Origin of the sequence: Streptomyces pratensis (assembly GCF_037137275.1) — a bacterium.
Taxonomy (GTDB): domain Bacteria; phylum Actinomycetota; class Actinomycetes; order Streptomycetales; family Streptomycetaceae; genus Streptomyces; species Streptomyces pratensis_B.
In genome coordinates, this window is the sequence record NZ_JBBBEN010000059.1 from 56,695 (window position 1) to 83,090 (window position 26,396).

Sequence of the window (26,396 nt, forward strand, 5' to 3'; positions counted from 1 at the left end):
GCAGGGGGTGCGGCGCACTGCGGCCGGGCATGGTGTAAGTCCTCACTCAGGGTCCGCGCCCTGGTTCGACGTGACCGGCGACGAGAGTCTCCTGGCTCCCGGCTCCGCAGTTCCCCCGGCCTTCCAGCCCGTGTCGACGGGCCGTGACGTCCGGTGTGGGGGAGTGCTCCCCGGTGACAGTGGCGGGACCGCGCCGGATTCACACCGGCTTCCTCTGCTGTCGCCGTAAATGGCTCCGGCAGTCCACCACGCTGCGAGAACGCCCGTCAACTCGCTGTTGACCTGCACCCCTCGACTGTGCGCAGACGCACATCGGGCCGGACACACCGTGGTGTGCCCGGCCCGACGACATGCCGGCGGGGGCGTCAGATGACGATCAGGGCGATCCCGTAGGTGACCGCCGCCGCGCACAGGCCGAAGCAGAGGTACGCGCCGACTCGTGCCAGGGCCGCCGACCCACCGGAGCCGGCGCTGCCGGCCGGAGCGGACTGCTTGGAGAGCCCGACGATGCCGAGGGTGAAGAGGCCGACCAGCGCCACGGTGACCACGAGACTGACACCGAAGACGGAGGCGAGAGCTGCCCAGTCGATTTTCATGCGGATCTGTCCTTACACCGTGGCCGGAGGACGGGCCGTGTCGTCCGGCGCCGCGGTGGGGGCCGGGAGGGTGGTCGTGGGGTCGGCGGCCGGGACGCCGGCCGGCGGCGGCGAGACCGCGGCGATGGCGGTGGTGACGACGCCCTGCGGCTCGTCCTGCCCGGCCGGGTCGTTGACGTTGGTGTGGTCGACCGGCTTGCGGCGCGAGGCCAGCCAGATCGCGCCGGACCCCGTGACGAGCAGGACCGCGGTGACGGTGATGCCCCAGGGGCCCTGCTTGGTCAGGAACTCGGCGCCCGCGCCGACCAGGCCCGCCGCCGGGAGCGTCAGCCCCCAGGCGACGAACATCCGGGTGGCGGTGGACCAGCGGACCACGCCCCCCTTGCGGCCGAGGCCCGCGCCCATCACCGCGCCGGAGCAGGACTGGGTGGTGGAGAGGGAGAAGCCGAGGTGCGAGGAGGCCAGGATGACGGTCGCCGCACTGGTCTGGGCGGCGAAGCCCTGCGGCGGCTTCAGCTCGGTCAGGCCGCTGCCCATGGTGCGGATGATGCGCCAGCCGCCGAGGTAGGTGCCCAGCGCGATGGCCACACCCGCGGAGACGATGACCCACATCGGCGGGTTCGAGCCGGGGGCGAGCACGCCGCCGGTGACCAGCGCCAGGGTGATGATGCCCATCGTCTTCTGGGCGTCGTTGGTGCCGTGGGCGAGCGAGACGAGGCCGGCGGAGGCGATCTGTCCGGCCCGGTAGCCCTTGGCCGTCGACTTCAGCTGCTTCTCGTCGGTGACGTTCCGGTTGATCCGGTACGTCAGCTTCGTGGCCAGCATCGCGGCGAGACCGGCCACCAACGGGGCGGCGATCGCGGGAAGCAGGACCTTGGTGACGACGGTGCCGCCGTTGATGGAGGACCAGCCGGCCGACATCACCGCTGCGCCGATGAGACCGCCGAACAGGGCGTGTGAGGAGCTGGAGGGAAGCCCGACCAGCCAGGTCAGCAGGTTCCACAGGATGGCGCCGACGAGCGCCGCGAAGATGACCTCGGTTCTGATGCCGTCCTCGTTGACGATCCCGCCGGAGATCGTCTTGGCGACCTCCACCGACAGGAACGCGCCGATCAGGTTGAGAACGGCGGACATGGCCACCGCCGTCTTGGGCTTCAGTGCGCCGGTCGAGATGGTGGTGGCCATCGCGTTGGCGGTGTCATGGAAACCGTTCGTGAAATCGAACACGAGAGCTGTCACGATCACAATCGCAAGCAGCAGTGTGATGTGTTCCATTTACCCAGGCAATCGTTCGACGTCAGTGGCACGTGGACCGTAGGCAACCTGGGTGAACGGAAGATGAACTGAGAAGGGCGCTGTGGTGACCCCAACCGGGGTGGATCGGTTCCGCTTGAGCGCGGAAGTGACGGTGGGACACCGGTGGGGCGCGGCCTGGGCTGCCCTTTACCGCTCGGTGGCGAAGATTTTGACCGGCCCTCCATCACCCGAAAGAGATCCCCGTCACGCCGTGCTTGACGTTCCGGTTTCCGGCCGCCGCAGCACCGCCGACCCCGACGCACCCGCCGACGCCCCCGGTTTCCGGACTGCCTTCCCGCAGCGGCCGGGCCGCCGCGCTCACCCCCGGCCTACGCTCTCCGCATGACTGCGAGCGAGCTGCCCCGGCACACGATCGAACAGACCTGGCGGGAGGTCGTGGACACGGCCCGCCGGAGCGCCGCGGACGGCCTGGTCGTCGGCACCTCGGGCAACGTGTCGGCCCGTGTGGGCCCCCTGGTCCTGGTGACGCCCAGCGGAGTGCCCTACGACCGGCTCGGCCCCCGGGACGCGGTCGGCGTCGACCTGGACGGCCGACAGGTCCTCGGAGACCTCGCCCCGACCAGCGAACTCCCGCTCCACCTGGCGGTCTACCGGGACACGGACGCCGCCGCCGTGGTCCACACCCACGCGGTGCACGCCACCGCCGTCTCCACCCTCCTGCCCGAGGTGCCGCTCGTCCATTACGCGGCGGCCCTGCTCGGAGGCCCCGTCCGCACCGCCGCCTACGCCCGCTACGGCACCCCGGAGCTGGCAAAGGCCATGCTCGTCGCCCTGCGCGGCCGCACCGGCTGCCTGCTGGCCAACCACGGCACCGTCACCTACGGCGACACCCTCGAGAGGGCCTACGAGCGCACCGCCCAACTGGAATGGCTCTGCCGGCTCTGGCTCACCGCCTCCTGTGTGCCGGGCCGCGCCCCGAAGCTGCTCAGCGAGGCCCAGCTGGCCGAGGTGACCGAAGCGCTCCAGGGGTACGGCCAGCCCAACTGACCCGGTCCGTCCGCACCCGGCCGCCCGTGGCCCCGGCCCCGCGCCCGCCCGGCCCCGCGCCCGCCCGGCCCCGCGCCCGCCCGGCCCCGCGCCCGCCCGGCCCCGCCCCGGACGGCCCCGCCCACTGGCGCCCCGACGCCCGCCGCACGACACTGAAGCCGTGCGCCCGGCAACTGCGACGGCAACGGCCGTCACCACGATCCTCGGACTCGGTGCGGCAGCGGTCGCGGCCGGCCGGTACGCCTGTGACGCCGCCCTCAAGGCGCCGCCGGGGCGGTCCCTGCCCGCAGACCGCAGACTCACCGTGCACGCCACAGCGGTCGGGCAGGTCACCCTGACCCGGTCCTTCTCCGCGCTGAGGCCCGGCGTGTACGGGCTGACCGGCCCCGGCGTCCACGCGGTGGTCGGACCGGTCGTCGAAGGGGCCTCGACCGCGCCGGACACCGTCGTCCGGAGGCTGGAGCGGGTCTCCCGGGGAGTCCTCGAACCGGGCGCGAAGGTCCGGCTCACACCCGAGCTGTACGACGGGGACCCCCTCGGCGACCTCGGGCTGGAGTACCGCGAGGTCGAGATCCCCGGCGAACTGGGGACGCTGCCCGCCTGGTTCGTGCCCGGCGCGCGCGACACCTGGGTCATCACCCTGCACGGCCTCGGCGCCAGCCGGGCCCACCCCATGAACCTGATGGGGTTCCTGCACGGACAGCGCTTCCCGGTCCTGGACCTCGCCTGCCGCGGCGACCGCGGGGCCCCCCGCCCCGCCGACGGCGTCGGCCACTTCGGCGCCTGCGAGTGGCGTGACCTGGACGCCGCCCTGCGCCACGCCCTGCGCAACGGGGCGGCGAACGTGATCGTGCACGGCTGGTCCACCGGCGCGACGGCGGCCCTGTACGCCGCGGCCTGCTCCCCGCTCCGCGACCGGATCAGCGGACTCGTCCTCGACTCCCCGGTGCTCGACTGGCCGGTCACCCTGCGCGCCCTGGCCGCCGCCCGCGGCGTCCCGGCCGCCCTGCTGCCGCTGGCCGTCCGCGCCGCCCAGGGCAGGACCGGGCTGTCCCGAGCTCCGTTGCTGGACAGCTCTGTTCCCGCCGCCCTGCGCGCCCCGACCCTCCTTCTGCACGGCCCGCACGACACCATCGCGCCCTGGGGGCCCTCCCGCGAACTCGCCGCCCGCCGTCCGGACCTGGTCAGCCTCCACACCGTCGCGCAGGCTCCGCACGCGGCGATGTGGAACGCCGGGCCGGCCCGCTACGAGGAGACCCTGCGGCGCTTCCTCACTCCGCTGATGTGAGCCGATCCAGTGACCGGACCGCCGTTTCCGGGACGCCGGCACCACCTTTCGCGTACCGGTGAAACGCCTTCCGTTTGGGCTTTCGGGCCGTCAGGGGCAAGACTGCTCCTCGTGACGTCCCGTACCCCGCGCGACTCCAGGCTGCGACTTGTCCGCCCGCGACCCCTTGCCACCGCCCGCAAGGCCGTGACCACCCGGCGTACCAGGCCGGCCCCGCGGCCGCCCGAGGGCACCCCGCCCCGTCCGGAACTGGCCCGGCAGGCCAGGACGGTGCTCGCCGACGCCGTACGCATCGCCCACTGGGCCGCCGGCACGCCGGGGCCCGGCGCCGCCGCCCCGGTCGCCGCCCAGGCCATGGAGCGGGCGGCGGCGGCCCTGGAGCTCTCCCCGGCGCAGGTGCGCGCGGGCTGGGACCGGGCCCGGCTGGCCGGCCTCATCGAGCTCCACGGCGACACCGCCCGCCCCGGTTGGCGGCTGAGGGCCTGGGACCGGGACGACTCCGCCGTGCTCCGCGGCTGGGTGGCGCTCTTCGACGCCTGGTCGCTCGTCCACCCCGCCCCCGAGGGCGTCGAGGCCGGGCCGGTCGCCGAAGCCGTCGAGGCCGTCCCCCAGGTGCTGTCCCTCCTCCAGCTCTCCGCGGGCCCCGTGCCCGTCCCCGCCCTCCTGGACCTCCTGGGGCAGCGCGTCGCCGAACTCCAGGAGGAGCGCTGCGAGGTGCCCCTCGGCCCCGGCCGCCCGGCCCCGCCGGGCGCCGCGGCCCCGGCCGGGACCGACCCCGCCGGGAGGGCCGACCTCAACGCCCTGCTGCTCGACTGGGCCCTGGAGGGCCTCGCCGCGGTCGGCGCGCTGACCCTCGGCGACGGGCACGCCACCCTCACCCCCCTCGGCAACTGGGCGGTCTGGGTCAAGCTGGAACAGATCTGCGTCGCCGCCCAGAGCCCCGCGGGCAACATCGAGCAGTCGGCCGCCGACATGCTCCTCGGCTGCGCCCGGCTCACCCCCGGGCCGGCCCGCGACGAATACCGGGCCTGGCTCGCCGCTCGCACGGTCGGCAGCGCCGTCGCCGAACTGCTGACCGTCGCCCGGGGGGAGGACGCCCTGCTGCGCGGTCTGGCCTTCGAGGCGCTGCGGGTCGTCGGGGCCCCGGCCGAGCCCGAGGTCCGCGCCGTGCTCGGCGAACCCTCCCTCCGCCCCTACGCCCTGCTGTGGCTCGCCGAGTACGAGGGCAACGACCCGGACGACGCACAGGACGCCCTCAGCCGGGAGGAGGCCACCTGGCTCTGGGTCGACACCGCCGCCGCCGTCGCCGACCACGGCGAGACCGGGCTGCTGGTGCGCCACCTCGACTCCGCCGTCCAGGGGACCGTCCCGGCCCTCCTCGACGAGGTCAGGGCCGTCGGCCACCCGCGCACCGTCCAGGTGCTGGTCGCGCTGGCCGCCGCCCACCCGGACCCGGCCCTGGCCAAAGCGGTCCGCCGGGCCGCTTTCCAGGTCCACACCGGCGGGGCCTGAGCCGCCCGCTCCCGGGGCCCGCTCAGCCCGCGGACCCCGGGGCGTACGTGCCGAAGCTCCACACGTTGCCCTCGGCGTCCCGCGCCATGTAGTCCCGCGAGCCGTAGTCCTGGTCGGTGGGCGGCATGAGGATCTCCACACCGAACTCGGCGGCGCGGGCGTGGTGCGCGTCCACCTCGTCCACCACCACGTAGACCCCGGCCGGGCCCGCGCCCGCCATCGCCCCCGCGAACACGCCGCCGCGCCCCTTGGAGCCGAGCATCACCCTGCCGTTGCCGCAGGACAGCTCGGCGTGCAGCACCTCGCCGCCCTCGCCCTCGTAGACCGCTTCCTCGGTGAAGCCCAATCCCTGCGTCAGCGTCCTGATCGCCGCCTTCGCGTCGTCGTACAGGATCGTCGGGTAGATCGTCGGAACCCCGCTCGCCGCGCCTGCCATCGCCCTCACCTCTTCTGACGTCTCTTCACCGACCGGGGCCACCGCCCGGACCGGCCGGATGTGACCTGTGTCTCAGTCTCGCACCGGGCACTGACAACGCCCCGCGGAGGAGAGTCCTGCCACGCCTTCGTGCCGCTGTCCTGTGGTGAGTATCGGACGATTCGCACCCCCCGGTATGCGGAAAACCAGTTGCCCACCGCCAGTAGAATGGCCCCTATGGCCATTCTCCCTGTGCATTAGCGGCGTCGAGAGACCTCCGCCCTCGTCCCTCCGCCGTCCCCACTGCCCTGGAGTTTTTCCGTGATCACCGCTTCCGGCATCGAGCTGCGCGCCGGCGCCCGCATCCTCATCGAGTCCGCCTCCTTCCGCATCGCCAAGGGCGACCGCATCGGCCTGGTCGGCCGCAACGGGGCGGGCAAGACCACCCTCACCAAGTGCCTCGCGGGCGAGGGCACGCCCGCGGGCGGCGCCATCACCAGGTCCGGCGAGGTGGGCTACCTCCCGCAGGACCCGCGCACCGGCGACCTCGACACCCTCGCGAGGGACCGCATCCTCTCGGCCCGGGGTCTCGACGAGATCCTGCGCAAGATGCACGAGAACGAGGACCGGATGGCGAACGGCAAGGGCGCCACCCGCGAGAAGGCGATGAAGAAGTACGAGCGCCTGGAGACGGAGTTCCTCACCAAGGGCGGATACGCCGCCGAGGCGGAGGCCGCCACCATCGCCGCCGCGCTCAACCTGCCCGACCGGGTGCTCGGCCAGCCCCTGCACACGCTCTCGGGAGGTCAGCGCCGCCGCGTCGAACTGGCCCGGATTCTCTTCTCCGACGCCGACACGCTGCTCCTGGACGAGCCGACCAACCACCTCGACGCCGATTCGATCGTCTGGCTGCGCGACTACCTCAAGTCCTACCGCGGTGGCTTCATCGTGATCTCCCACGACGTCGACCTCGTCGAGACGGTGGTCAACAAGGTCTTCTACCTCGACGCCAACCGCTCGCAGATCGACATCTACAACATGGGCTGGAAGCTCTACCAGCAGCAGCGCGAAGCGGACGAGAAGCGCCGCAAGCGTGAGCGCCAGAACGCCGAGAAGAAGGCCGCAGCCCTCAACTCGCAGGCCGACAAGATGCGTGCCAAGGCCACCAAGACCGTCGCCGCGCAGAACATGGCCAAGCGCGCCGACCGGCTGCTGGCCGGCCTCGAAGCGGTCCGAGCCTCCGACAAGGTCGCCAAGCTGCGCTTCCCCGAGCCCTCGCCCTGCGGCAAGACCCCGCTGATGGCGGAGGGCCTGTCCAAGTCGTACGGCTCGCTGGAGATCTTCACCGACGTCGACCTCGCCATCGACAAGGGCTCCCGCGTCGTCATCCTCGGCCTCAACGGCGCCGGCAAGACCACACTGCTGCGCCTGCTCGGCGGCGCGGAGAAGCCCGACACCGGTCAGATCATCAAGGGCCACGGGCTCAAGCTCGGTTACTACGCCCAGGAGCACGAGACCCTCGATCCCGAGCGCACCGTCCTGGAGAACATGCGCTCCGCGGCCCCCGACCTCGACCTCGTCGAGGTCCGCAAGACGCTCGGCTCCTTCCTCTTCTCCGGCGACGACGTCGACAAGCCGGCGGGCGTGCTCTCCGGCGGCGAGAAGACCCGGCTCGCCCTCGCCACCCTGGTCGTCTCCTCGGCCAACGTGCTGCTCCTCGACGAGCCGACGAACAACCTCGACCCCGCCAGCCGCGAGGAGATCCTCGGCGCACTGCGCACCTACAAGGGCGCGGTCGTCCTCGTCACCCACGACGAGGGCGCGGTCGAGGCCCTCCAGCCGGAGCGGATCATCCTGCTCCCGGACGGTGTCGAGGACCTCTGGGGAGCCGACTACCGGGACCTCGTCGCCCTGGCCTGATGCGCGGCTGATGGATCATTCGGCCTAGGCGCGCTCCGTCATCTGTGGGAGAACGTCTCGTACCCCGGCGGTGCGCCCGGCGCTGCCCCGTCGCGCGCCTCTCCGGCGGTTGTCGCGCCCCGCACAGCCCTGACCTGGAGGTTCTCCCCCCGGACAGGGCTGTGCTTCGTTCCGCGCCCCATGGAATGAGGGGCTCCGTTCGTGTCGACGGCCCTTCCGTGCGGGAATCCGGTCGTACCGACCTTGCCGAATGGGTGGCCAGGAAGCGTGCGAGGGGTGATCATGAGAGTCCAGAGCGCACTTCCTATGAGGAGGCACGGGTGGCCGAGACTCTGAAGAAGGGCAGCCGGGTAACCGGCGCCGCGCGTGACAAGCTCGCGGCAGACCTGAAGAAGAAGTACGACTCCGGTGCGAGCATCAGGGCGCTGGCCGAGGAAACGGGCCGCTCCTACGGGTTCGTGCACCGGATGCTCAGTGAGTCCGGAGTGACGCTGCGGGGACGCGGCGGCGCGACACGGGGCAAGAAGGCCGCTTCGGCCTGAGGTGTCCCGGTCTCCGGGGCTCATCGGAACGCGGGGTGACCACCCGGCCGACCGCGAGGTCGTCCGGGTGGTTACTGTTCAGTCACTTATTTCTGAGTGCTGACTGCACCCGATCCGGAGGGGCCCCATGACCTCGCTCGACACTGTGCTCGACAAGGACGGCGTACGGCTCACCGTCGATGACGCCATCGCCACGGTGACGCTCACCAACCCGGCCAAGCGCAACGCTCAGTCTCCCGCTCTGTGGCGGGCGTTGACGGAGGCCGGGCGGGTGCTTCCCGGCACGGTGCGGGTCGTGGTGCTCCGCGGTGAGGGCGCGTCCTTCTCCGCGGGCCTCGACCGGCAGGCTTTCACGCCCGAGGGGTTCGACGGCGAGCCGTCGTTCCTCGACATGGCGCGCGGCCCCGAGGCGGAGCTGGACGCGACCATCGCCGCGTATCAGGAGGCCTTCACCTGGTGGCGTCGCAACGACATCGTGTCGATCGCGACGGTCCAGGGACATGCCATCGGCGCCGGGTTCCAGCTCGCCCTCGCCTGTGATCTCCGGATCGCCGCGGAGGACGTGCAGTTCGCGATGCGCGAGACCAGCCTCGGCCTCGTCCCCGACCTCACGGGCACCCACCCCCTGGTGCGTCTCGTGGGGTACGCCCGCGCACTCGAAATCTGCGCCACCGGCCGTTTCGTGCACGCGGAGGAGGCCGAGCGCACCGGCCTCGCCAACCTGGTGGTCCCCGTCGACCAGCTCGACGCCGCCGCCCGCGACCTGGCCGCCGCCCTGGTGGCCGCTCCGCGCGACGCCGTCATCGAGACCAAGGCCCTGCTCGGCGGCGCGCTCTCGCGTGACTACGAGGAGCAGCGCAGGGCCGAGCGTGCCGCCCAGGGCCGCAGGCTCCGCGACCTGGCGGGCGTCGCCGACTGACGCCGGGGCCCCGCCGCACGCCCGCCCGGCTCCTGCCCCGGCGGGCCTCCACGGTCGGGGGAACGGCGTGCCCACCGCACACGCGCCGGGCGCCCGCACCGCCCAATTCGCGGCCACGGGGCGTCTGCGGTGGGGCCGAAGGCCCGTCGGCGCAAGCGGGGATCAGCCGTCAGAGCGAGGCTCCACCACGTCCGTGACCAGCACCGACACCGGGAGCCTGCCCTCCGTGGCCGCCGACACCGCCGTGCGCACCGACCGGGCCACGTCCAGCGCCCGGTGGTCGGCGGCCGTCGCCACCTCGATCCGTACGTGGTCCGGGCCGGTGTGCACCGCGCTGCCCAGCACCCGGGTCAGCGCGACGACCCCGGGCACCGAGGCGGCGGCCGTCGCCACCGGGCCGTCCGCCTCCGCGCCGAAGGCCGCCGGAGCGAAGGCGTCCGCCCGCCCCTCGTGCAGCGGCGCCGCCCCCGGTCCGGCGGCGTCCTCGGGGGGACGCGGTGCGCCCCGGCCGGCCTCGCCCGCGTCGGGCGACGCCGACCGCCGACCGGCCTCGCCCCCGTCCGGCGGCGAAGTCACCCCGCCGGGCGCACCGGGGTCGAGCAATGCCGTCACCCTCAGATCCACCTCCGAGACCTCCAGGCCGAGCCGGGCGGCGGCCGCGGAGATCAGCGCCGCGCGCAGGGCGGCCGCCGCGTCCGGCAGCGGTCGGCCCAGGGCTGCGGAGAACTCCGCCTCGATCCGCAGCGGCCCGGCCGGCAGCGCGCTCGGCGGAGCCGGCGGCGCAGCCGTGGCGTCCGGCGCTGTGCCCTGTTCCGCCTCCTCCCCCGCCCAGCCGATCCGCAGCCTGCCCAGCACCGTCCCCGGAGCGGCCACCGCCCCGCGCAGCACCGAGGCGGCCGCCGTCTCCGCGATCCACGTGCCGTCCGCCGGTCCACCCAGCGGCAGCAGTCTGCCCAGGCCCAGCCGCTGCCGTACCGCAGCCGTCCATCCGTCGGCCCTCTGCGGGCTCCGCGCCGTCGTCATCCCCCCAGCCTGCCGTATCCCGGGCGCGGGATACGGCAAGCGCACTTAACGTGGGCGAGGAAGTCCCCCCCTGCCCCCGAAGGGAAGAGCAGCGATGACTGAGACCTCCCAGCGCAACACGCCCGACAGCGGTTCCGGCGACAAGAGCCTGAGCAGGCGCGGCGGCGGCGACCCCGGCAGCCGCGGCCGTACCACCATCGCCGACGGCGTCGTCGAGAAGATCGCCGGAATGGCCGCACGCGATGTGAGCGGTGTCCACGCGATGGGCAGCGGCCTGTCGCGGACCTTCGGCGCGGTCCGAGACCGGGTCCCCGGCGGCGGCAAGTCCGTCACCCGCGGGGTGAAGGCCGAGGTCGGCGAGTCGCAGGCGGCCCTCGACCTGGAGATCGTCGTCGAGTACGGCGTGTCCATCTCCGACGTGGCCCGCGACGTGCGTGAGAACGTCGTCACAGCGGTGGAGCGCATGACCGGCCTCGAAGTGGTCGAAGTCAACATCGCGGTCAGCGACGTCAAGCTGCCCGACGAGGACGACGACGAGGACGAGGACACCCAGCGCGTCCAGTAGGCCCCCGGTTCTGGCGTCGATAGGCAGTTGAGGAGTCACGATGAGCATGGCTGTGGTCGGCCTGTTGGCCGGCATGGCGCTCGGGTTCGCCGGTTACTTCGGCGGGTTCGGAGCCTTCGTACTGGTGGCCGCGCTGGGGGCGATCGGCTTCATCGCCGGCCGCTTCCTGGACGGCGACCTGGAACCCGGCGACTTCTTCAGGAGTCGCGAGCGCGGCGACCGGCGACGGTGACGGCGGTGACCGGGCGCGTCGCCCCCGCCGAACGGGGCGAGACCCGGATCGCCGACCGGGTCGTCGCCAAGATCGCCGCCCAGGCGGCGAAGGAGGCGGTCGACGCACCGCCCGACGACGGGGCGTCGCCGCGTGCCACGGTCACCGTGCACCGCGACGCCGCCCGGGTCCGGGTCAGTCTTGAGCTCGGCTATCCCAGCGACATCGGCCGCCAGTGCGGGGCCGTTCGCCGTCGGGTGGTCCAGCGGGTCAAGGCGCTGGTGGGCATGGAAGTGCCCGAAGTGGCCGTGCAGGTCGAGCGGTTGCACCCCGCGGGAGCGGGCGCCGCCGCACAGGGGAGAATCCGATGACCGAATCCGGCGAACCGACCGGCTCCACCCGGCGCATGCCCCCGGTGGAACCGAACGACGGCGCCCACCCGCCCCCCTCGGAGAGGCAGCCCTCCTCCGACGCCCGCGAACCGGTCCCGACCCTGGAGCAGGGTGACAGCCGGGCCGGCCGCTTCTGGTCCGCGCGCCGGGTGCCGGCCGCCCTGCTGGCTCTGGTGGTCCTGGGCGCGGCCGGGCTGCTGCTATACGACATCGCCGCCGTACGGGCCGGCCGCCCGGCCATGCAGTGGCGGCGCTCCCTCGCCGACGGGCTGGCCGAACGCCGTCTGGACGACGCCCTCGTGCTCACCGGAGCCGGGGTGGCGGCGGCGATCGGCCTCTGGCTGATCCTGCTGGCCCTCACCCCCGGACTGCGGGACCTGCTGCCGATGCGCCGGGACCGCGCCGACGTGCGGGCCGCCCTCGACCGGAGCGCCGCCGCCCTGGCCCTGCGGGACCGGGCCGTGAACGTGGCCGGGGTGCAGTCCGTGCGGGTCCGGGTGGGCCGCCGCAGGGCGAAAGTGCGCGCGCTCTCGCACTTCCGGGAACTCGACGACGTACGGACCGATCTGGACGCCGTACTGGGAGCGGGGATCAGGGATCTGGGCCTGGCCAAGCCGCCCGCCCTCTCCCTCCAGGTGCACCGTCCGGAGAAGAAGGGATGAGCCGCATGCGCTCCACCGTCAACCGGGTCCTGCTGGTCCTGGCCGGTCTGCTGCTGGCCGCCGTCGGCGGAGCCGTGCTCGCCGCCGGCCTCGGCGCGCCGGTACCGTCCTGGTGGCCCTGGGACGGCAAGGGCGATGTGCTGCTCAGCTCCGCCGACCGGGGCCGCTGGCGCGACCAGGGCTGGTGGTGGCCCACGGTGATCGCGATCCTGGCCGTCCTGGTGGTCCTGGCCCTGTGGTGGTTCTTCGCCCAACTGCGCCGTGGCCGCCTCGCCGCACTGCTGGTCGACAGCGGTGACGGTGAGGGAGCTCAGGTGCGCGGCAAGGCGCTGGAGGGCGCCCTCGCGGGGGAGGCGGACACGGCGGACGGGGTGGCGCACGCGCACGCTGCCCTGACCGGCCGCCGGACCGCGCCCCGGGCCAGGGTCCGGCTGCGGATGGAGCCGGACGCCGCCCCCGTCCGGACGCTGCGGGCGGTGGCCGACGGCGCGCTCGCCCACGCCCGGGAGTCGGCCGGACTCGCGGAGCTTCCCGCCGAGATCCGCCTCCGGGCCGTCAAACACCGCGCGGAGCGGGTGTCCTGACGGCACGGGAGCCAGCGTCAGGGCGGGTGCGGCGGGTCAGAAGCCGTGCCGCGATCCGCCGTCGACCGGAACCATGATCCCCGTCAGATACGAGGCGGCGGGCGAGAGCAGGAAGGCCGCGGTCCTCCCGAACTCCTCGGGCGTCCCGTAGCGCCGCAGCGGGACGCGCGCCTCGCTGGCGGTCCGGGCGGCCTCCGCGTCACCGGACAGCGCGTCCAGCTCACGGACCCGGTCGGTGTCGATCCGGCCGGGCAGCACCCCGACGACCCGGATGCCGCGCGGGCCCAGCTCGTCGGCCAGCGACTTGGCGAAGCCGGCGAGACCGGGGCGCAGCCCGTTCGAGATGGTCAGCCCCGCGATCGGCTCGTACACCGACCCGGAGAGCACGAAACCGATCACACCGCCGTCGCCGAGCGCGGCGGCCGCCGTCCGGGCGAGCCGCACCGCCCCCAGGAAGACCGTCTCGAACGCCGTCTGCCACTGGTCGTCGGTGTTGTCGGCGAGGAACCCCGGGGCCGGGCCGCCGACGCTGACGAGGATGCCGTCGAGCCGCCCGAAACGCTCCCGCGCGGTGTCCACCAGGCGTTGGGCGGCGGTCGGGTCGGCGTTGTCGGCGGGGAGCCCGACGGCGTCCGGGCCCAGCTCGGCGGCGGCCTCCGCGACGCCCGTCGCGTCCCGGCCGGTGATGATCACCTTCGCCCCGTCGGCGGCCAGGGCGCGCGCCGTGGCGTTGCCGAGGCCCCGCGTCGCCCCGGTGACGATGTACACACGGTCCTTCAGTCCAAGATCCATGGCCCTATCCTGCCGGGTCCTCCCCGAGGAGGGCGACAGCCGCGTTCACCAGACCGATGTGGCTGAACGCCTGCGGGAAGTTGCCCAACTGCCGCTCCGCCGCGACGTCGTACTCCTCCGCCAGCAGCCCCACGTCGTTGCGGAGCTCCAGCAACCGCTCGTACAGCCGACGGGCCTCGGCCGGCCGGCCGGTCCGCCGCAACGCGTCGACCAGCCAGAACGAGCAGACGACGAACGCCCCCTCCTCGCCGGGCAGCCCGTCGACGGACATGCCCGCGGTGCTGTAGCGGCGGACCAGGCCGTCGCTGCCCAGCTCGTCGCGGACCGCGTCGACCGTGCCGATCACCCGCGGGTCGTCCGGCGGCAGGAACCCGGTGCGCGCGATCAGCAGGGTCGAGGCGTCCAGCTCCCGCGACCCGTAGAACTGGGTGAAGGTGTTCCGCTCGGGGTCGTACCCCTTCTCGCACACCTCCGCGTGCACGGCGTCCCGCATCGCCCGCCAGCGGTCCGCGTCGCCGGGCAGCCCGGGGTTCTCCTCCAGCGTGCGCACCGCCCGGTCGGCGGCGACCCAGGCCATCACCTTGGAGTGCACGAAGTGGCGGCGTGCGCCGCGGATCTCCCACAGCCCCTCGTCCGGTTCCCGCCAGGTCGACTCCAGGAAGCCGAGCAGACTGAGCTGGAGGTTCCAGGCGTGCGGCTTGTCGTCCAGGCCGGTGTCGCGGGCCAGCCGGAGCGCGTCGATGACCTCGCCGTACACATCCAACTGGCGCTGGCGGACCGCCGCGTTGCCGGTGCGCACGGGCCGGGAGTTCTCGTACCCGCTGAGCCAGGGCAGCTCCGTCTCGGGGAGCCGGCGCTCGCCCGCCAGCCCGTACATGATCTGGAGGTCCGCCGGGTCCCCGGCGACCGCCCGCAGCAGCCAGTCGCGCCAGGCGCCCGCCTCCTCCACATAGCCGGCCGAGAGCAGCGCTCCGAGGGTGAGGGTGGCGTCCCGCAGCCAGCAGTAGCGGTAGTCCCAGTTCCGTACGCCGCCGATCTCCTCCGGCAGCGAGGTCGTCGGGGCGGCCACGATGCCGCCGGTCGGGGCGAAGGTCAGGGCCTTCAGCGTGATGAGCGAGCGCAGGACGGCCTCGCGGTACGGTCCGTCGTACGTGCAGCGCTCGGTCCACTTCGCCCAGTCGTGCAGCGTGTGCTTCAGGGCCTTGCGCGGGTCGATCAGCTTGGGGCGCGCCGAGTGCGACGGATGCCAGGTCAGGACGAAGGCCACGCTCTCGCCCTCGGCGACGGTGAAGGAGGAACAGGTGCTGAACTGCTGCCCCCACGTCTTGACCGGGGGCTCGCTGCGCAGCCAGACGGAGTCGGGGCCCGCGACCGCTACCCGGTGGCCGTGCGACCGGCGTACCCAGGGCACCACAGAACCGAAGTCGAAGCGCAGCCGCAGCACGGAGCTCATGTCGACGCTGCCGCTGACGCCCTCGACGATCCGCATCAGGTCCGGCGACCGGTCGCGCTGCGGCATGAAGTCGATGACCTTGACCGTGCCGGTCCGCGTCTGCCAGTACGTCTCCAGGACCAGGGAGTCGCCCGCGTAGCCCCGCCGGGTGCAGGTGTCGGTGGGGCCCGCGCCCTTGGGGGCGATGCGCCAGTGGCCGTTCTCCTCGGAGCCGAGCAGGGCGGCGAAGCAGGCTCCGGAATCGAAGCGGGGCAGGCAGAGCCAGTCGACGGAACCGTTCCTGCCGACGAGCGCGGCGGTCTGGAGATCGCCGATCAGGGCGTAGTCCTCGATGCGTGGGGTCACGCTCTGGCGTGTTCCCGAACCGGGCCCTTGTTAAGCAGGCCGGCGGTGTGCCGCGCGCCTCAGGCCCTCGCCGGTTCCGGCTGCGCGGACGTCACGCCCTCGGCCGCCGCCTGCTCGCGGTCGCGCTTCTCACGCCGTACGAGCACCGCCCAGCCGATCGGGACCGCGGCGACGAACAGCCACCACTGGACGGCGTACGCCATGTGCGGGCCGATCGAACCACTGTCCGGGGAAGCGACCTGCTCGGGCAGATCACCCGCCGGCGTCGGCGCGGTCTGCTCGATGTAACCGCCGAGGACCTCGCGGGAGAGGAGCTGGGACTGCTGCTCGCTGTTGATCAGCATCACCTGCCGGTCCGGCAGCCCCGCCAGGTCCTTGATGCCGCTGCTGCCGGTCGTCTCGTCCGCCTTGAGACGGCCGGTGACGGTGACCTCGCCCCGCGGGGCGGGCGGCACGTCGGGGTAGTCGGTCTGGTTCGGCGCCGCCGGGACCCAGCCCCGGTTGACCAGGACGGTGCCGCCGCCCCGGAGGTCCAGCGGGGTCAGGACGTGGGCGCCGATCCGGTCGTCGCCCGAGGTCCGGCGGCGGACGACCAGCTCGTGCTCGGAGTCGAACGTCCCCGTCGCGGTGACCTCCCGCCAGTAGTCGGCGCGCGGGACGGTGTGCCCGGGGGAGGTCAGATCTGTGACGGGCACCGCCGGCGCTTCCAGGTTGCGGGAGATCAGGGCGTTCTGCTCGACCCGGTGCTGGTGGCGGTGCAGCTGCCAGAAACCCAGCTCGATCATCGTCGGGATCAGCACGAGGGCGAGGAGGGTGAGGATCACCCACTGCCGGGTCAACAGGAAGCGGTACACCCCATGACCGTACAACCGAGGCAATGGGGCGCGGCACTCAGGGGTGCCGCCGGAGCGTCCCCGCTCCGGGGTGTTTCCTCACGCTCTGTCCACGATGCCCGCCTTCCCCTCGGCGCGGGCGCAGTGGGCGCCGCAGTACCAGTGCCCGTCGGCCTCGACGCCCTGCCCGATCACCTGGACCCGGCAGTGCTCGCAGATCGGCGCCATGCGGTGGATGGCGCAGGCGAAGCAGTCGAAGACGTGCACCGCGCCCTGCGCGTGCACCTCGAAGGACATGCCGTAGTCGTTTCCGCAAACCTCACAACGTGCCATGCGCCACAGGGTGGGACGCCCGGCGGCGGGGGGCGAGCGGCTGCCGGGCGCGTCGCGCCCGGTTCACTCCGATGACGGTGCGGGCGCCTGCGGGGGCACCACACCCGGTGCGCCCTCCTCCGCGGGGGCCACATCGCGCAGCAGATGGGTGAAGGCGCTCTCCTCCAGGATCGGGGTGCCGAACGTCCTGGCCTTCTGCGTCTTGGACGTGGCCGCCTCCGGATCGTTGGTCACCAGCAGGCTGGTCAGACGGGAGACGCTGGTCGCCACGTGCAGACCGGCCTCCACGGCCCGGTCCTCCAGCAGCTCCCGGTCGATCGAGGTGTCCCCGGAGAACGCCACCCGCATGCCCTGCTTCAGCGGCCTCTCCCTCTCGTACCGCCCAGGGTTGGGATACGGGCAGGCGGGCCGCTTGCGCGAGGGCCGCCAGCTGTTCTGCTGCCGCGCGGGCTGATAGCCGGCGCGCGGGACGACGGGGGAGTCGGACCACTCGGTCAGCGGCCGGCACTCCAGCAGCGGCAGCCGCACTCCGCCCCTGGCCGCCGCGTGCAGGCTGGGCCGGAACGCCTCGGCCAGCACCCGGGCGTCGTCCAGGGCGTGGTGGGCCTGCTCCTGCACCACCCCGAAGTGCGCGGCGAGCGAGGCCAGCTTGTGGTTGGGCAGCGGCAGCCGCAGCTCCTTGGCGAGCGCGATCGTGCAGAGCCGCTGCTCGACCGGGGCGATCACCGCAGCGCGTGCGTACTCCCGGGCGATCATCGACCAGTCGAACGCCGCGTTGTGCGCCACGAGCACCCGGCCCGCGAGCCGCTGTGACAGCTCGGCGGCCACCTCGGGGAAGAGCGGGGCGCCGTCCAGGACGGCGCTCGTCAACCCGTGGATTCTGACGGGGCCCGGGTCGCGCTCCGGATTGACCAGCGTGTACCAGTGGTCCTCGACGTTGCCCAGGGCGTCCAGCCGGTAGACGGCGGCGGACACTATCCGGTCGTCACGGGCGAGCCCGGTGGTCTCCACGTCGACGACCGCGTACCCCGGGGGATAGGCGGTCGGCCACGGTGCGGCTGTCTGGCGGTCGTCGAGCATGGTCACAGAGAATACGGGCCATGACTGACAGTCTCCTACCCGGCCGCCGGGGGCGGGGTGCTCCGGTGCCGTGGTCCGGTCGAGCTGCCGGCCGCTGCACCGGCGTGCTCCCGCCCTGGCCCGCCGGGCGCGCAGTCGCAGCCGACCCCTCTGTCGAGAGCCTGTTCGCCCCTCGGGGAGACGCCCGAAGGAGCCCGCCAGACGGCCCGCGAGCGCCCTCACCGCCCGGTCCGGTTTCGCGGGGTCCGTCGCGGTCAGCCGTAAGCGGGGCAACTTCCGTACCGGACACGAGCGTTCCTCCCCCTCGACGCGCCGCGTGCCGTGGATGCCGCGGCCCGGCCCCTTGTCGGAAGGCGCCAAAGACTGCTGACGCCAGGTCTCGCATACTTGTGGGTAACAACGTCTAGCCCTCGTCGGCCGACCGCTCTACGGTGCTCGCATGGAGCCGAATCTGCCCGATGTCGTGCTGTGGTCAATACCGGCCTTCGTGCTGCTCACCGTGGTCGAGATGGTCAGCTGCCGCCTCCGCCCGGACGAGGACGCCGCCGGGTACGAAGCCAAGGACGCGGCGACCAGCGTCACGATGGGCCTCGGCAGCCTGGGCTTCGACCTGCTGTGGAAGCTGCCCATTGTGGCGATCTACACCGCGGTGTACGAGCTGACGCCGATGCGGGTGCCCGTGCTGTGGTGGACCGTCCTGCTGATGCTGCTCGCCCAGGACTTCTTCTACTACTGGTCCCACCGCGGCCACCACGTCGTCCGTATCCTGTGGGCCTGCCACGTGGTCCACCACTCCAGCCGCAAGTTCAACCTGACCACCGCGCTGCGCCAGCCCTGGACCTCCGCGACCGTCTGGCCCTTCTACCTGCCGCTGATCGTCTGCGGGGTGCACCCGGCGGCGCTCGCGTTCTGCCAGTCGGCCAACCTCGTCTACCAGTTCTGGGTGCACACCGAGCGGGTGGGCAAGCTCCCGAAGCCCTTGGAGTACGTCCTCAACACGCCCTCACACCACCGGGTCCACCACGCCTCGCAGGGCGGCTACCTGGACCGCAACTACGGCGGCATCCTGATCATCTGGGACCGCCTGTTCCGGTCCTTCGCCGCGGAGACCGAGCGGCCCGTCTACGGCCTCACCAAGAACATCTCCACCTACAACCCGCTGCGCGTCGCGACCCACGAGTACGCCGCCATCGCGCGTGACGTCCGCGCCGCCGCCTCCTGGAGCGAGCGGGCCGGACGGGTCTTCCGCGGGCCCGGCTGGCAGCCCGCGCCCCCGGCAGCCCGGGCCGGCGCCCCCGCCACGGCGGTGACGCCGGGAGCGCCCCCGGCCGCCGCGGCCCCCGCGGACCTCACCGCCGCCCCCCTCCGGAAGCGGGCCGCCCCGTCCGCACAAGCCCCCGCCCCGGCGCGGGGCCGGTGAGCGCCACCGCCGCCCGGCCCGCTCGCCCGGGCGGGACGGAGCGCTTCGCCCGGCCGCTGGCGGCGGCCTTCCTCGTCACCGCCGCCGCCGACCTGACCGGGCTGCTCGCCGGGGCCGGGACCGTCCACCTGGTCGCCAAACCGCTGCTCATGCCGCTGCTCGCCGGGTACGCGGCGCTGCGCGGCGCGCCCCGGCCGCTCGTCGCCGCCCTGCTGCTCGGCTGGGGCGGCGACGTCCTCCTGCTCGCAGAGACCGACACGTCCTTCCTGCTCGGCATGGCCTGCTTCGCCGTCGGCCACGTCTGCTATCTGACGCTGTTCGGCCGCGGCCGGGCCCGTGCCCCGCTGGCCACCGGGGCCGGGTACGTCCTGGCCCTCGGCCTCTTCCTCGCCCTGATCCTGCCGGACCTCCCGGCGGACCTGCGCCTCCCGCTGGCCGGCTACAGCCTGCTGCTCACCGCCGTGGCCTGGCGCTCCGGCGTGTTCGGGCCGTACGCGGCGGTGGGCGGGGCTCTCTTCCTGGTCTCCGACGCCCTCATCGCCACCGGTGTCGCCGATTGGCCCCAGCCGCCCACGCCGGATTTCTGGGTGATGCTCACCTATATCGCCGCGCAGGCCCTGCTGGTCTTCGGCGCGCTCGCGTCGACGGCGAAGGGCGCGGCCCGGGGGTGAACTCCCGGGCCGCGCCCGTGTCGAGGTGCGGGCTGCTACCAGCGGACCGCGTCCAGCGCGTCCACCGTCCCGGCCCCGTAGAAGCCGTTGGCGTGCTTGCCGCCCTCGCAGACCGCGTCGACGGTGCCGTCACCGTCGATGTCGTACGGCGCGCCGCACGCCTTCGCGTCCGCCTGGAGGGCCAGCAGCGCCTTCACGGCGGCCGGTGAGGCGTAGGGGTGCTTGGACTTGATCAGGGCCACGACGCCGGCGACGTGCGGCGACGCCATCGACGTACCGGCCTTGTAGCCGAACTTGCCGCCCGGCAGCGTGGACAGGATCAGCCCGCTCACGGCCGGCGCCTCCGGGGTCTGGTAGACCGTCGAGTCGCCGCCCGGCGCCGACACGTCGATGACGCCCTTGCCGTAGTTGGAGTAGGAGGACTTCAGGCCCTTCGCGCCCGTGGCGGAGACCGTCACGACGCCCGGCAGCATGGTCGGGATGTCCGGGCAGAGGCTCGGGTCGACCGTCCGCGTGACGGTCTCGCTGTCGTTGGGGCTGGTGGAGTCCTTGATCGCGTCGGACGCCAGGTCGTGGCGGGAGTTGCCCGCCGCGGCGACGTTGACCGCGCCGCGGCGCTCGGCGTACCGGGCGGCGCGGGTGAGGGCGTCCACCAGCGCGCCCTGGTCCGGGTCGTTCTTGCAGGCGAACAGCCAGGGGTCGGTGTAATAGCTGTTGTTCGTCACGTCGACGCCGTGCTCGGCGGCCCAGAGGAACCCGCAGACGACGGCCTCGGTGTAGAAGAACCCGTCCGGGTTCGAGACCTTGATGCCGGAGACCTTCACACCCGGCGCGACGCCGGTGACGCCGGCGCCGTTCTTCGCGGCGGCGATGGTGCCCGCCACGTGCGTGCCGTGGTCGCTCTCGCCCGCCGCCGGACGCCAGGAGCCGGGGGTGGTGTCCGGAGCGCCGGTGACGCAGTTGACCGAGGCGCGGCGGTCGAAGTTCGGGGCGAGGTCCGGGTGGGTGTCGTCGACGCCCGTGTCGATGACGGCGACCGTCACCCGCTTGGAGCCGAGCGACTTCTCGTGGGCCCGGTCCGCCTTGATCGCCGGCAGCGACCACTGGAGGGGCTCCAGCGGGTCCTCGTCGGCCTTCGCCTGCGCGGCGGCGGCCGCCGCCTGCGCGGCCGTGAGCGGCTGCGCTATCGCTCCGACGTCCTTGGTGGCCTGCGGCACGATCGGGTTCGTCCGGGTGGCGCCGGCCGACTCCACGCCCCGTACCCGGCGCATCGTCTCGCCGAAGGCCGGGTTCTGCGAGTGGACGACGATGACGCCGATCTGCTCGTAGGCGACGACGACGGTGCCGCCGGCCCTGCCGATCGCCTTCTCGACCTGCTTCACGGTGCCGCGGCCGCCCCGGGTGTTGACCACGTAGGACAGCTTCGGACCGTCGGTCCGCACGGTCGCGGTGGCAGGCTCGCCGGTGGGCGCCGCCGTGGCCGTCGCCGTCGGCAGGAAGCCGAGCGAGGCGGTCAGCGCGAGTCCGACGGGCGCCGCGAGTGCGCGGGTCCGTCTCGATGCCAGATGAGCCATGGGTTCTCCACATCATCCGTGCCGATCGACCGGACACTTGACGTGTTCGGTCGCGTACATGACGAGTGAAGCTATCGCTGATCTTGCCGACACATCAATGTTTACGGGCAAGTTGGTTCGAAGAGTGACCCTCACGGGTGATCACTGAGCGGCCGGGCCCAGGGCGCCGGGACCCGGCGTACCGCGTCGGAGAAGGCGAAACGCGCGGTGAACCGCTTCGTCGCGTCCTCCGTGCCGTTGTCCAGGAGGCACATCACCGTCCCCGGCAACGAGGCGAGGCCTCCCATGACATCCACCACCCCCCAGAACACCGCACCCGCGTCGCGAGGAGAATCCGTGGCTACCGAGGCACCGCCGCCCGAACCCCGTCAGGACACCGGCCCCGTCCAGCCCACCGCCGAGGCGTTCGTCGCGATGCAGGCGAGCGGCGAGTTCGCCGAACTGCGGCGCTCGCACCGTTCCTTCGCCTTCCCGCTCACCGTCGCCTTCGTGACCTGGTATCTGCTGTACGTCCTGCTCTGCAGCTACGCGGGCGACTTCATGGCGACCAAGGTCGTCGGCAACATCAACATGGCGCTCGTCCTCGGCCTCGCCCAGTTCGCCACCACCTTCCTCATCGCCTGGCTCTACTCCCGGCACGCCGCCACCAAGCTCGACCCGAAGGCCGACGCCATCAAGTCCCGTATGGAGGCCGACGCATGAGCGCCGCCCACATCGCCCGCCCCGCAGTCCAGCTCGCCGCAGAAGGGGCGGGCGACCACCGGGCGCTGATCATCACCCTGTTCTCCGCGTTCGTCGTCGCGACCCTCTTCATCACCGTGTGGGCCGGGCGCCAGACCAAGAGCGCCGCCGACTTCTACGCGGGCGGCCGCCAGTTCACCGGGTTCCAGAACGGCCTGGCCGTCTCCGGCGACTACATGTCCGCCGCCTCCTTCCTCGGCATCGCCGGAGCCATCGCCCTCTTCGGCTACGACGGCTTCCTGTACTCCATCGGCTTCCTCGTCGCCTGGCTCGTCGCCCTGCTGCTGGTCGCCGAGCCCCTGCGCAACTCCGGCCGCTACACCATGGGCGACGTCCTCGCCTACCGGATGCGCCAGCGCCCCGTCCGCACCGCCGCCGGCACGTCCACGATCGTCGTGTCGATCTTCTACCTGCTGGCCCAGATGGCCGGCGCGGGCGTCCTCGTCTCGCTGCTGCTCGGCATCACCAGCGACGCGGGCAAGATTCTCATCGTCGCGCTGGTCGGCGTGCTCATGATCCTCTACGTCACCATCGGCGGGATGAAGGGCACCACCTGGGTGCAGATGGTCAAGGCCGTCCTGCTCATCGCGGGCACCCTGCTCATCACCTTCCTGATCCTGCTGAAGTTCAACTTCAACATCTCCGACCTGCTCGGCACCGCCGCCAGCAACAGCGGCAAGGGCGCGGCGTTCCTGGAGCCCGGCCTGAAGTACGGCGTCGACGGCATCTCCAAGCTCGACTTCATCTCCCTCGGCATCGCCCTGGTCCTGGGCACCGCGGGCCTGCCGCACATCCTGATCCGCTTCTACACCGTGCCCACGGCCAAGGCCGCCCGTAAGTCCGTGAACTGGGCGATCGGCATCATCGGAGCCTTCTACCTGATGACGATCGTGCTCGGCTTCGGCGCCGCCGCCCTCCTCAAGCCCGGCGACATCATCGCCTCCAACAAGGCGGGCAACACCGCGGCGCCGCTGGCCGCCCTGGAGATCGGCGGAGGCGCCGGCTCCACGGGCGGCGCCATCCTCCTCGCGGTGATCTCCGCCGTCGCGTTCGCCACCATCCTCGCCGTCGTCGCCGGACTCACCCTCGCCTCCTCCTCGTCCTTCGCGCACGACATCTACGCCAACGTCATCCGCAAGGGGCAGGCAACCGAGAAGGAGGAGGTCCGCGCCGCGCGCTGGGCCACCGTCGCCATCGGCGTCGTCTCCATCGCGCTGGGAGCGCTCGCCCGGGACCTCAACGTGGCCGGTCTGGTCGCCCTGGCCTTCGCGGTCGCCGCCTCCGCCAACCTGCCGACCATCCTCTACAGCCTCTTCTGGAAGCGCTTCACCACCCAGGGGGCCCTCTGGTCCATCTACGGAGGCCTCGCCGCCTCCGTCCTGTTGGTGCTGTTCTCGCCGGTCGTCTCCTCCAAGCCCAGTTCGATGTTCCCCGGCGTCGACTTCGCCTGGTTCCCGCTGGAGAACCCCGGCCTGATCTCCATCCCGCTCGGCTTCCTCCTCGGCTGGATCGGCTCGCTGATCTCCAAGGAGAAGCCCGACACGGACAAGTACGCCGAACTGGAGGTCAAGTCCCTCACCGGCATCGGCGCCCACTGACGCGGCGTGGCCGGCCGGGCGCCGGCCCCACCGGCGCGGCGACACGCCCTGAGCAAGGAGGCCGCGGAGCCGCCCGGGAGCACACCCCGCGGCGGGNACGCGGCCCGGCCGCGCCTCGTGGCAAACGGGGCGCCCCGATGTCAGCGGTCTCCCGTAGTCTCGAAGGAGTCAGGTCTCGAAAGAGCCAACGTCTCGAAAGAGCGACCGCGCCACCGCGGGCGGCACCGGGGAGGGGCCCACCATGCTCATCGACACTTACGACCGGATCGCCACCGACCTGCGCGTGTCACTCACCGACAAGTGCAACCTGCGCTGTACCTACTGCATGCCGGAAGAGGGCCTGCAGTGGCTCGGCAAGAGCGAGCTGCTCTCCGACGAGGAGATCGTGCGCCTGATCCGCATCGCCGTCACCTCGCTCGGCATCACCGAGGTCCGCTTCACCGGCGGCGAACCTCTGCTGCGCCCCGGCCTCGTCTCCATCGTCGAGCAGTGCGCCGGCCTCACCCCCCGCCCCCGGATGTCCCTGACGACCAACGGCATCGGGCTCCGGCGCACCGCCGCCGCACTCAAGGCCGCGGGCCTCGACCGGGTCAACGTCTCGCTGGACACCCTGCGCCCCGACGTCTTCAAGACCCTCACCCGCCGCGACCGCCACCAGGACGTCCTGGACGGCCTCGAAGCCGCCCGTGAGGCCGGACTCACCCCGGTGAAGGTCAACTCCGTCCTGATGCCCGGCCTCAACGACGACGAGGCCCCCGAGCTGCTCGCCTGGGCCATCGAGCACGACTACGAGCTCCGCTTCATCGAGCAGATGCCCCTGGACGCCCAGCACGGCTGGAAGCGCGACGGCATGATCACCGCCGGGGACATCCTCGCCTCGCTGCGCACCCGCTTCTCCCTCACCGCGGAAGGCGACGACGCCCGCGGCTCCGCTCCCGCAGAGCGCTGGGCCGTCGACGGCACCGAGCACCGCGTCGGAGTGATCGCCTCGGTCACCCGCCCGTTCTGCCGCGCCTGCGACCGCACCCGGCTCACCGCCGACGGCCAGGTCCGCACCTGCCTCTTCGCCCGCGAGGAGACCGACCTGCGCGGAGCCCTGCGCGGCTCCGCGCCCGACGAGGAGATCGCCCGGCTCTGGAAGACGGCCATGTGGGGCAAGAAGGCGGGCTCCGGACTGGACGACCCGTCCTTCCTGCAGCCCGACCGCCCGATGTCGGCGATCGGCGGCTGAGGCTCAGCCGCGGCCGGAGCCCGACTCCCAGTCCGCCAGCGTCACGACGTCCTTCAGAAAACCTCGTACATCGAGGAAGGAGGACAGGTGCTCCCGGTGCTCCTCGCAGGCCAGCCAGGTCTTGCGCCGCTCGGGCGTGTGCAGCTTGGGGTTGTTCCAGGCCAGCACCCACACCGCGGCGGCCCGGCAGCCCTTGGCGGAACAGATCGGGGCGCCGGCGGGACTCGCGGCGGACGTATCGGGGAAGATCACGCGCCCAGCCTAGGCCAGAGGCTCTGCGTGCCTCCTGACGCCTCCCCGCCGGAGAAAGGGCGACGCCGAGCAGCCACGGGGGGAGCTGCCCGGCGTCGGTCCGTCGCTCCGACGGGGGATGCGGAGCGCAGGGGAAGTATGTCACGGGGACCGGCGCGCGGTGCACCGGAACGTCATGATTGCTCGTTGCTTTCCCGAGCCGCGCGGGCGCCCCGGCTCAGCCGTGCCCGTGGGGCGGAGGGACCCGGCCGGCCGGCTCCCCGGAGCCGTCGGACTCCGCCCTGCCGGACGCCGGAGCCGCCTGAACGGCAGGCCGCGCCGGCAGGGGGACGAACGTCGAGGGCAGGGAGGGCGCGCTCTCCCGTCCGGCGTTGGCGATGACCACGGCCACGTACGGCAGCAGCACACCGAGCACCAGCGCCACGATCGCCACATGCCGTTCGACGTTCCACAGCACCGCCGCCAGCACCACGGACACCGTGCGCACCGACATGGAGATCACATAGCGTCGCTGTCTGCCGCGGACGTCGTCCGCCAGCCCCTGACGTGCGCCCGTGATCCGGAAGACCTCCGCACCGTCGTTCTTCCGCAGCATGTTCCCACCACCAGATCTCGTCGCCGGCCGCCCCGGACCGGGCCCTGTCCACGGTACGCCCGCTGCCCGCGGGACGGGCGGCCGGGGCGCGTCCCCCACCCGCCGGGCCGCAGGCCCGGCCACCCGTACGGCCCTGCCCGGCATGCGCCCGGAGCCGGACCGGCCGAGACTGGGCGGACGCGCACACCGCGCCGCATGAGGAGGCGAAATGAGCTGGTTGTGGGCCATCATCGTGGGCTTGGTGCTCGGTGTCATCGCCAGAGCGATCCTGCCCGGCAAACAGGACATCCCGCTCTGGCTGACGGCGGTGTTCGGCATCGTCGGAAGCATCCTCGGCAATGCTGTGGCCGGCTGGATCGGCGTCGAGGACACCAAGGGCATCGACTGGATTCGCCATCTGCTGCAACTGGCCGGCGCCGTAGCCGTGGTCGCCCTCGGTGACATGCTCTGGCAGTCGATCCGAGGCAACCGCAAGCAGAGAACCTGACCCACCGCGATCACCGCGGCCGGACACGCACGGAGCGTGTCCGGCCGCGGTGCCGTGC

30 protein-coding genes and 1 riboswitch are annotated in these 26,396 nt (G+C 72.8%); of the genes, 17 read left to right on the forward strand and 13 right to left on the reverse strand.

Going from position 1 to position 26,396, the window contains the following annotated elements; translation table 11 throughout:
- Nucleotides 1–85 precede the first annotated feature (85 nt).
- A riboswitch (cobalamin riboswitch) is annotated at nucleotides 86–214 on the reverse strand.
- Nucleotides 215–365: 151 nt separating this feature from the next.
- Nucleotides 366–596, reverse strand: coding sequence for a hypothetical protein (locus V9U70_RS04015; RefSeq protein ID WP_336673035.1), 231 nt, complete (start codon nucleotides 594–596; stop codon nucleotides 366–368).
- A 12-nt stretch (nucleotides 597–608) separates the two neighbouring features.
- The gene (locus V9U70_RS04020) at nucleotides 609–1,871 is read right to left on the reverse strand and encodes an inorganic phosphate transporter (RefSeq protein WP_336673036.1); all 1,263 of its coding nucleotides are present in this window, start codon (nucleotides 1,869–1,871) and stop codon (nucleotides 609–611) included.
- A 363-nt stretch (nucleotides 1,872–2,234) separates the two neighbouring features.
- Between V9U70_RS04020 and V9U70_RS04025 the strand changes: the two genes are divergently transcribed.
- From V9U70_RS04025 to V9U70_RS04035, 3 genes are all read left to right on the forward strand, one after another.
- The gene (locus V9U70_RS04025) at nucleotides 2,235–2,900 is read left to right on the forward strand and encodes a class II aldolase/adducin family protein (protein WP_336673037.1); all 666 of its coding nucleotides are present in this window, start codon (nucleotides 2,235–2,237) and stop codon (nucleotides 2,898–2,900) included.
- A gap of 160 nt (nucleotides 2,901–3,060) precedes the next feature.
- Nucleotides 3,061–4,188, forward strand: coding sequence for an alpha/beta hydrolase (locus V9U70_RS04030; protein ID WP_336673038.1), 1,128 nt, complete (start codon nucleotides 3,061–3,063; stop codon nucleotides 4,186–4,188).
- A gap of 186 nt (nucleotides 4,189–4,374) precedes the next feature.
- Entirely contained in the window at nucleotides 4,375–5,700 is a 1,326-nt protein-coding gene (locus V9U70_RS04035) for a hypothetical protein (RefSeq protein ID WP_336673088.1), read from the forward strand.
- Between the two features lie 22 nt (nucleotides 5,701–5,722).
- Here V9U70_RS04035 and V9U70_RS04040 read toward each other — a convergent pair whose 3' ends face one another.
- The gene (locus tag V9U70_RS04040; RefSeq protein WP_336673039.1) at nucleotides 5,723–6,136 is read right to left on the reverse strand and encodes a VOC family protein; all 414 of its coding nucleotides are present in this window, start codon (nucleotides 6,134–6,136) and stop codon (nucleotides 5,723–5,725) included.
- A 300-nt stretch (nucleotides 6,137–6,436) separates the two neighbouring features.
- On the opposite strand from V9U70_RS04040, the gene V9U70_RS04045 reads away from it, so the two are divergent.
- The 3 genes from V9U70_RS04045 (at nucleotide 6,437) to V9U70_RS04055 (ending at nucleotide 9,496) form a co-directional block, all read left to right on the forward strand.
- Nucleotides 6,437–8,035: an ABC-F family ATP-binding cassette domain-containing protein gene (locus V9U70_RS04045; RefSeq protein ID WP_336673040.1), complete on the forward strand. Its 1,599-nt coding sequence runs from the start codon at nucleotides 6,437–6,439 to the stop codon at nucleotides 8,033–8,035.
- 320 nt (nucleotides 8,036–8,355) lie between these two features.
- Nucleotides 8,356–8,577 (forward strand): helix-turn-helix domain-containing protein, encoded by a 222-nt coding sequence (locus tag V9U70_RS04050; RefSeq protein ID WP_006123601.1) that lies wholly within the window; start codon nucleotides 8,356–8,358, stop codon nucleotides 8,575–8,577.
- A 127-nt stretch (nucleotides 8,578–8,704) separates the two neighbouring features.
- Nucleotides 8,705–9,496: an enoyl-CoA hydratase/isomerase family protein gene (locus tag V9U70_RS04055; protein WP_336673041.1), complete on the forward strand. Its 792-nt coding sequence runs from the start codon at nucleotides 8,705–8,707 to the stop codon at nucleotides 9,494–9,496.
- Nucleotides 9,497–9,658: 162 nt separating this feature from the next.
- Here the strand turns inward: V9U70_RS04055 and V9U70_RS04060 are convergent, their stop codons facing one another.
- Nucleotides 9,659–10,519 carry a hypothetical protein gene (locus V9U70_RS04060; RefSeq protein ID WP_336673042.1) on the reverse strand — a complete coding sequence of 287 codons (861 nt, stop codon included), beginning with the start codon at nucleotides 10,517–10,519 and terminating at the stop codon, nucleotides 9,659–9,661.
- A 94-nt stretch (nucleotides 10,520–10,613) separates the two neighbouring features.
- On the opposite strand from V9U70_RS04060, the gene V9U70_RS04065 reads away from it, so the two are divergent.
- From V9U70_RS04065 to amaP, 5 genes are read left to right on the forward strand one after another with little or no spacing between them, the layout of a single operon-like run.
- Nucleotides 10,614–11,084 carry an Asp23/Gls24 family envelope stress response protein gene (locus V9U70_RS04065; RefSeq protein WP_336673043.1) on the forward strand — a complete coding sequence of 157 codons (471 nt, stop codon included), beginning with the start codon at nucleotides 10,614–10,616 and terminating at the stop codon, nucleotides 11,082–11,084.
- 40 nt (nucleotides 11,085–11,124) lie between these two features.
- The gene (locus V9U70_RS04070) at nucleotides 11,125–11,316 is read left to right on the forward strand and encodes a hypothetical protein (RefSeq protein WP_336673044.1); all 192 of its coding nucleotides are present in this window, start codon (nucleotides 11,125–11,127) and stop codon (nucleotides 11,314–11,316) included.
- Nucleotides 11,313–11,666: an Asp23/Gls24 family envelope stress response protein gene (locus V9U70_RS04075; RefSeq protein ID WP_336673045.1), complete on the forward strand. Its 354-nt coding sequence runs from the start codon at nucleotides 11,313–11,315 to the stop codon at nucleotides 11,664–11,666. The genes V9U70_RS04070 and V9U70_RS04075 overlap by 4 nt, the downstream gene beginning before the upstream one ends.
- Nucleotides 11,663–12,349: a DUF6286 domain-containing protein gene (locus tag V9U70_RS04080; RefSeq protein ID WP_336673046.1), complete on the forward strand. Its 687-nt coding sequence runs from the start codon at nucleotides 11,663–11,665 to the stop codon at nucleotides 12,347–12,349. Before V9U70_RS04075 ends, V9U70_RS04080 begins: the two co-directional genes overlap by 4 nt.
- A gap of 5 nt (nucleotides 12,350–12,354) precedes the next feature.
- Nucleotides 12,355–12,933: an alkaline shock response membrane anchor protein AmaP gene (gene amaP, locus V9U70_RS04085; RefSeq protein ID WP_419723929.1), complete on the forward strand. Its 579-nt coding sequence runs from the start codon at nucleotides 12,355–12,357 to the stop codon at nucleotides 12,931–12,933.
- A gap of 36 nt (nucleotides 12,934–12,969) precedes the next feature.
- On the opposite strand, the gene V9U70_RS04090 is transcribed toward amaP, so the two are convergent.
- From V9U70_RS04090 to V9U70_RS04110, 5 genes are all read right to left on the reverse strand, one after another.
- Nucleotides 12,970–13,725, reverse strand: a complete 756-nt coding sequence (locus tag V9U70_RS04090) for an SDR family oxidoreductase (protein WP_336673048.1) — start codon at nucleotides 13,723–13,725, stop codon at nucleotides 12,970–12,972.
- A 4-nt stretch (nucleotides 13,726–13,729) separates the two neighbouring features.
- Entirely contained in the window at nucleotides 13,730–15,523 is a 1,794-nt protein-coding gene (locus tag V9U70_RS04095; protein WP_336673049.1) for a glycoside hydrolase family 15 protein, read from the reverse strand.
- A 59-nt stretch (nucleotides 15,524–15,582) separates the two neighbouring features.
- Nucleotides 15,583–16,377 carry an SURF1 family cytochrome oxidase biogenesis protein gene (locus V9U70_RS04100; protein WP_336673050.1) on the reverse strand — a complete coding sequence of 265 codons (795 nt, stop codon included), beginning with the start codon at nucleotides 16,375–16,377 and terminating at the stop codon, nucleotides 15,583–15,585.
- A 78-nt stretch (nucleotides 16,378–16,455) separates the two neighbouring features.
- Entirely contained in the window at nucleotides 16,456–16,689 is a 234-nt protein-coding gene (locus V9U70_RS04105; RefSeq protein WP_336673051.1) for a hypothetical protein, read from the reverse strand.
- A 63-nt stretch (nucleotides 16,690–16,752) separates the two neighbouring features.
- Nucleotides 16,753–17,775, reverse strand: coding sequence for a DEDDh family exonuclease (locus V9U70_RS04110; protein WP_336673052.1), 1,023 nt, complete (start codon nucleotides 17,773–17,775; stop codon nucleotides 16,753–16,755).
- A 433-nt stretch (nucleotides 17,776–18,208) separates the two neighbouring features.
- On the opposite strand from V9U70_RS04110, the gene V9U70_RS04115 reads away from it, so the two are divergent.
- Both V9U70_RS04115 and V9U70_RS04120 read left to right on the forward strand, forming a co-directional pair.
- Nucleotides 18,209–19,189 carry a sterol desaturase family protein gene (locus tag V9U70_RS04115; RefSeq protein ID WP_336673053.1) on the forward strand — a complete coding sequence of 327 codons (981 nt, stop codon included), beginning with the start codon at nucleotides 18,209–18,211 and terminating at the stop codon, nucleotides 19,187–19,189.
- Complete coding sequence (locus tag V9U70_RS04120; RefSeq protein ID WP_336673054.1) at nucleotides 19,186–19,860, forward strand: lysoplasmalogenase; 675 nt, start codon at nucleotides 19,186–19,188, stop codon at nucleotides 19,858–19,860. The genes V9U70_RS04115 and V9U70_RS04120 overlap by 4 nt, the downstream gene beginning before the upstream one ends.
- 35 nt (nucleotides 19,861–19,895) lie before the next feature.
- On the opposite strand, the gene V9U70_RS04125 is transcribed toward V9U70_RS04120, so the two are convergent.
- The gene (locus tag V9U70_RS04125) at nucleotides 19,896–21,434 is read right to left on the reverse strand and encodes a S8 family peptidase (RefSeq protein WP_336673055.1); all 1,539 of its coding nucleotides are present in this window, start codon (nucleotides 21,432–21,434) and stop codon (nucleotides 19,896–19,898) included.
- Nucleotides 21,435–21,565: 131 nt separating this feature from the next.
- Nucleotides 21,566–21,721: a hypothetical protein gene (locus tag V9U70_RS04130; RefSeq protein WP_336673056.1), complete on the reverse strand. Its 156-nt coding sequence runs from the start codon at nucleotides 21,719–21,721 to the stop codon at nucleotides 21,566–21,568.
- Nucleotides 21,722–21,770: 49 nt separating this feature from the next.
- Here V9U70_RS04130 and V9U70_RS04135 point away from each other — a divergent pair, with 49 nt between their 5' ends.
- The 3 genes from V9U70_RS04135 to moaA all read left to right on the forward strand — a co-directional run bounded on the left by V9U70_RS04135 (nucleotide 21,771) and on the right by moaA (nucleotide 25,004).
- On the forward strand, nucleotides 21,771–22,136 hold the full coding sequence (locus tag V9U70_RS04135; protein WP_336673057.1) for a DUF485 domain-containing protein: 366 nt from the start codon (nucleotides 21,771–21,773) through the stop codon (nucleotides 22,134–22,136).
- Nucleotides 22,133–23,773, forward strand: a complete 1,641-nt coding sequence (locus V9U70_RS04140) for a solute symporter family protein (protein WP_336673058.1) — start codon at nucleotides 22,133–22,135, stop codon at nucleotides 23,771–23,773. Before V9U70_RS04135 ends, V9U70_RS04140 begins: the two co-directional genes overlap by 4 nt.
- Nucleotides 23,774–24,014: 241 nt before the next feature.
- Entirely contained in the window at nucleotides 24,015–25,004 is a 990-nt protein-coding gene (gene moaA, locus V9U70_RS04145; protein WP_336673059.1) for a GTP 3',8-cyclase MoaA, read from the forward strand.
- 3 nt (nucleotides 25,005–25,007) lie between these two features.
- Here moaA and V9U70_RS04150 read toward each other — a convergent pair whose 3' ends face one another.
- Both V9U70_RS04150 and V9U70_RS04155 read right to left on the reverse strand, forming a co-directional pair.
- On the reverse strand, nucleotides 25,008–25,256 hold the full coding sequence (locus tag V9U70_RS04150; protein ID WP_336673060.1) for a hypothetical protein: 249 nt from the start codon (nucleotides 25,254–25,256) through the stop codon (nucleotides 25,008–25,010).
- 217 nt (nucleotides 25,257–25,473) lie between these two features.
- On the reverse strand, nucleotides 25,474–25,851 hold the full coding sequence (locus V9U70_RS04155) for a DUF3099 domain-containing protein (RefSeq protein ID WP_336673061.1): 378 nt from the start codon (nucleotides 25,849–25,851) through the stop codon (nucleotides 25,474–25,476).
- 208 nt (nucleotides 25,852–26,059) lie between these two features.
- On the opposite strand from V9U70_RS04155, the gene V9U70_RS04160 reads away from it, so the two are divergent.
- Nucleotides 26,060–26,338: a GlsB/YeaQ/YmgE family stress response membrane protein gene (locus tag V9U70_RS04160; RefSeq protein WP_336673062.1), complete on the forward strand. Its 279-nt coding sequence runs from the start codon at nucleotides 26,060–26,062 to the stop codon at nucleotides 26,336–26,338.
- Nucleotides 26,339–26,396 lie beyond the last annotated feature (58 nt).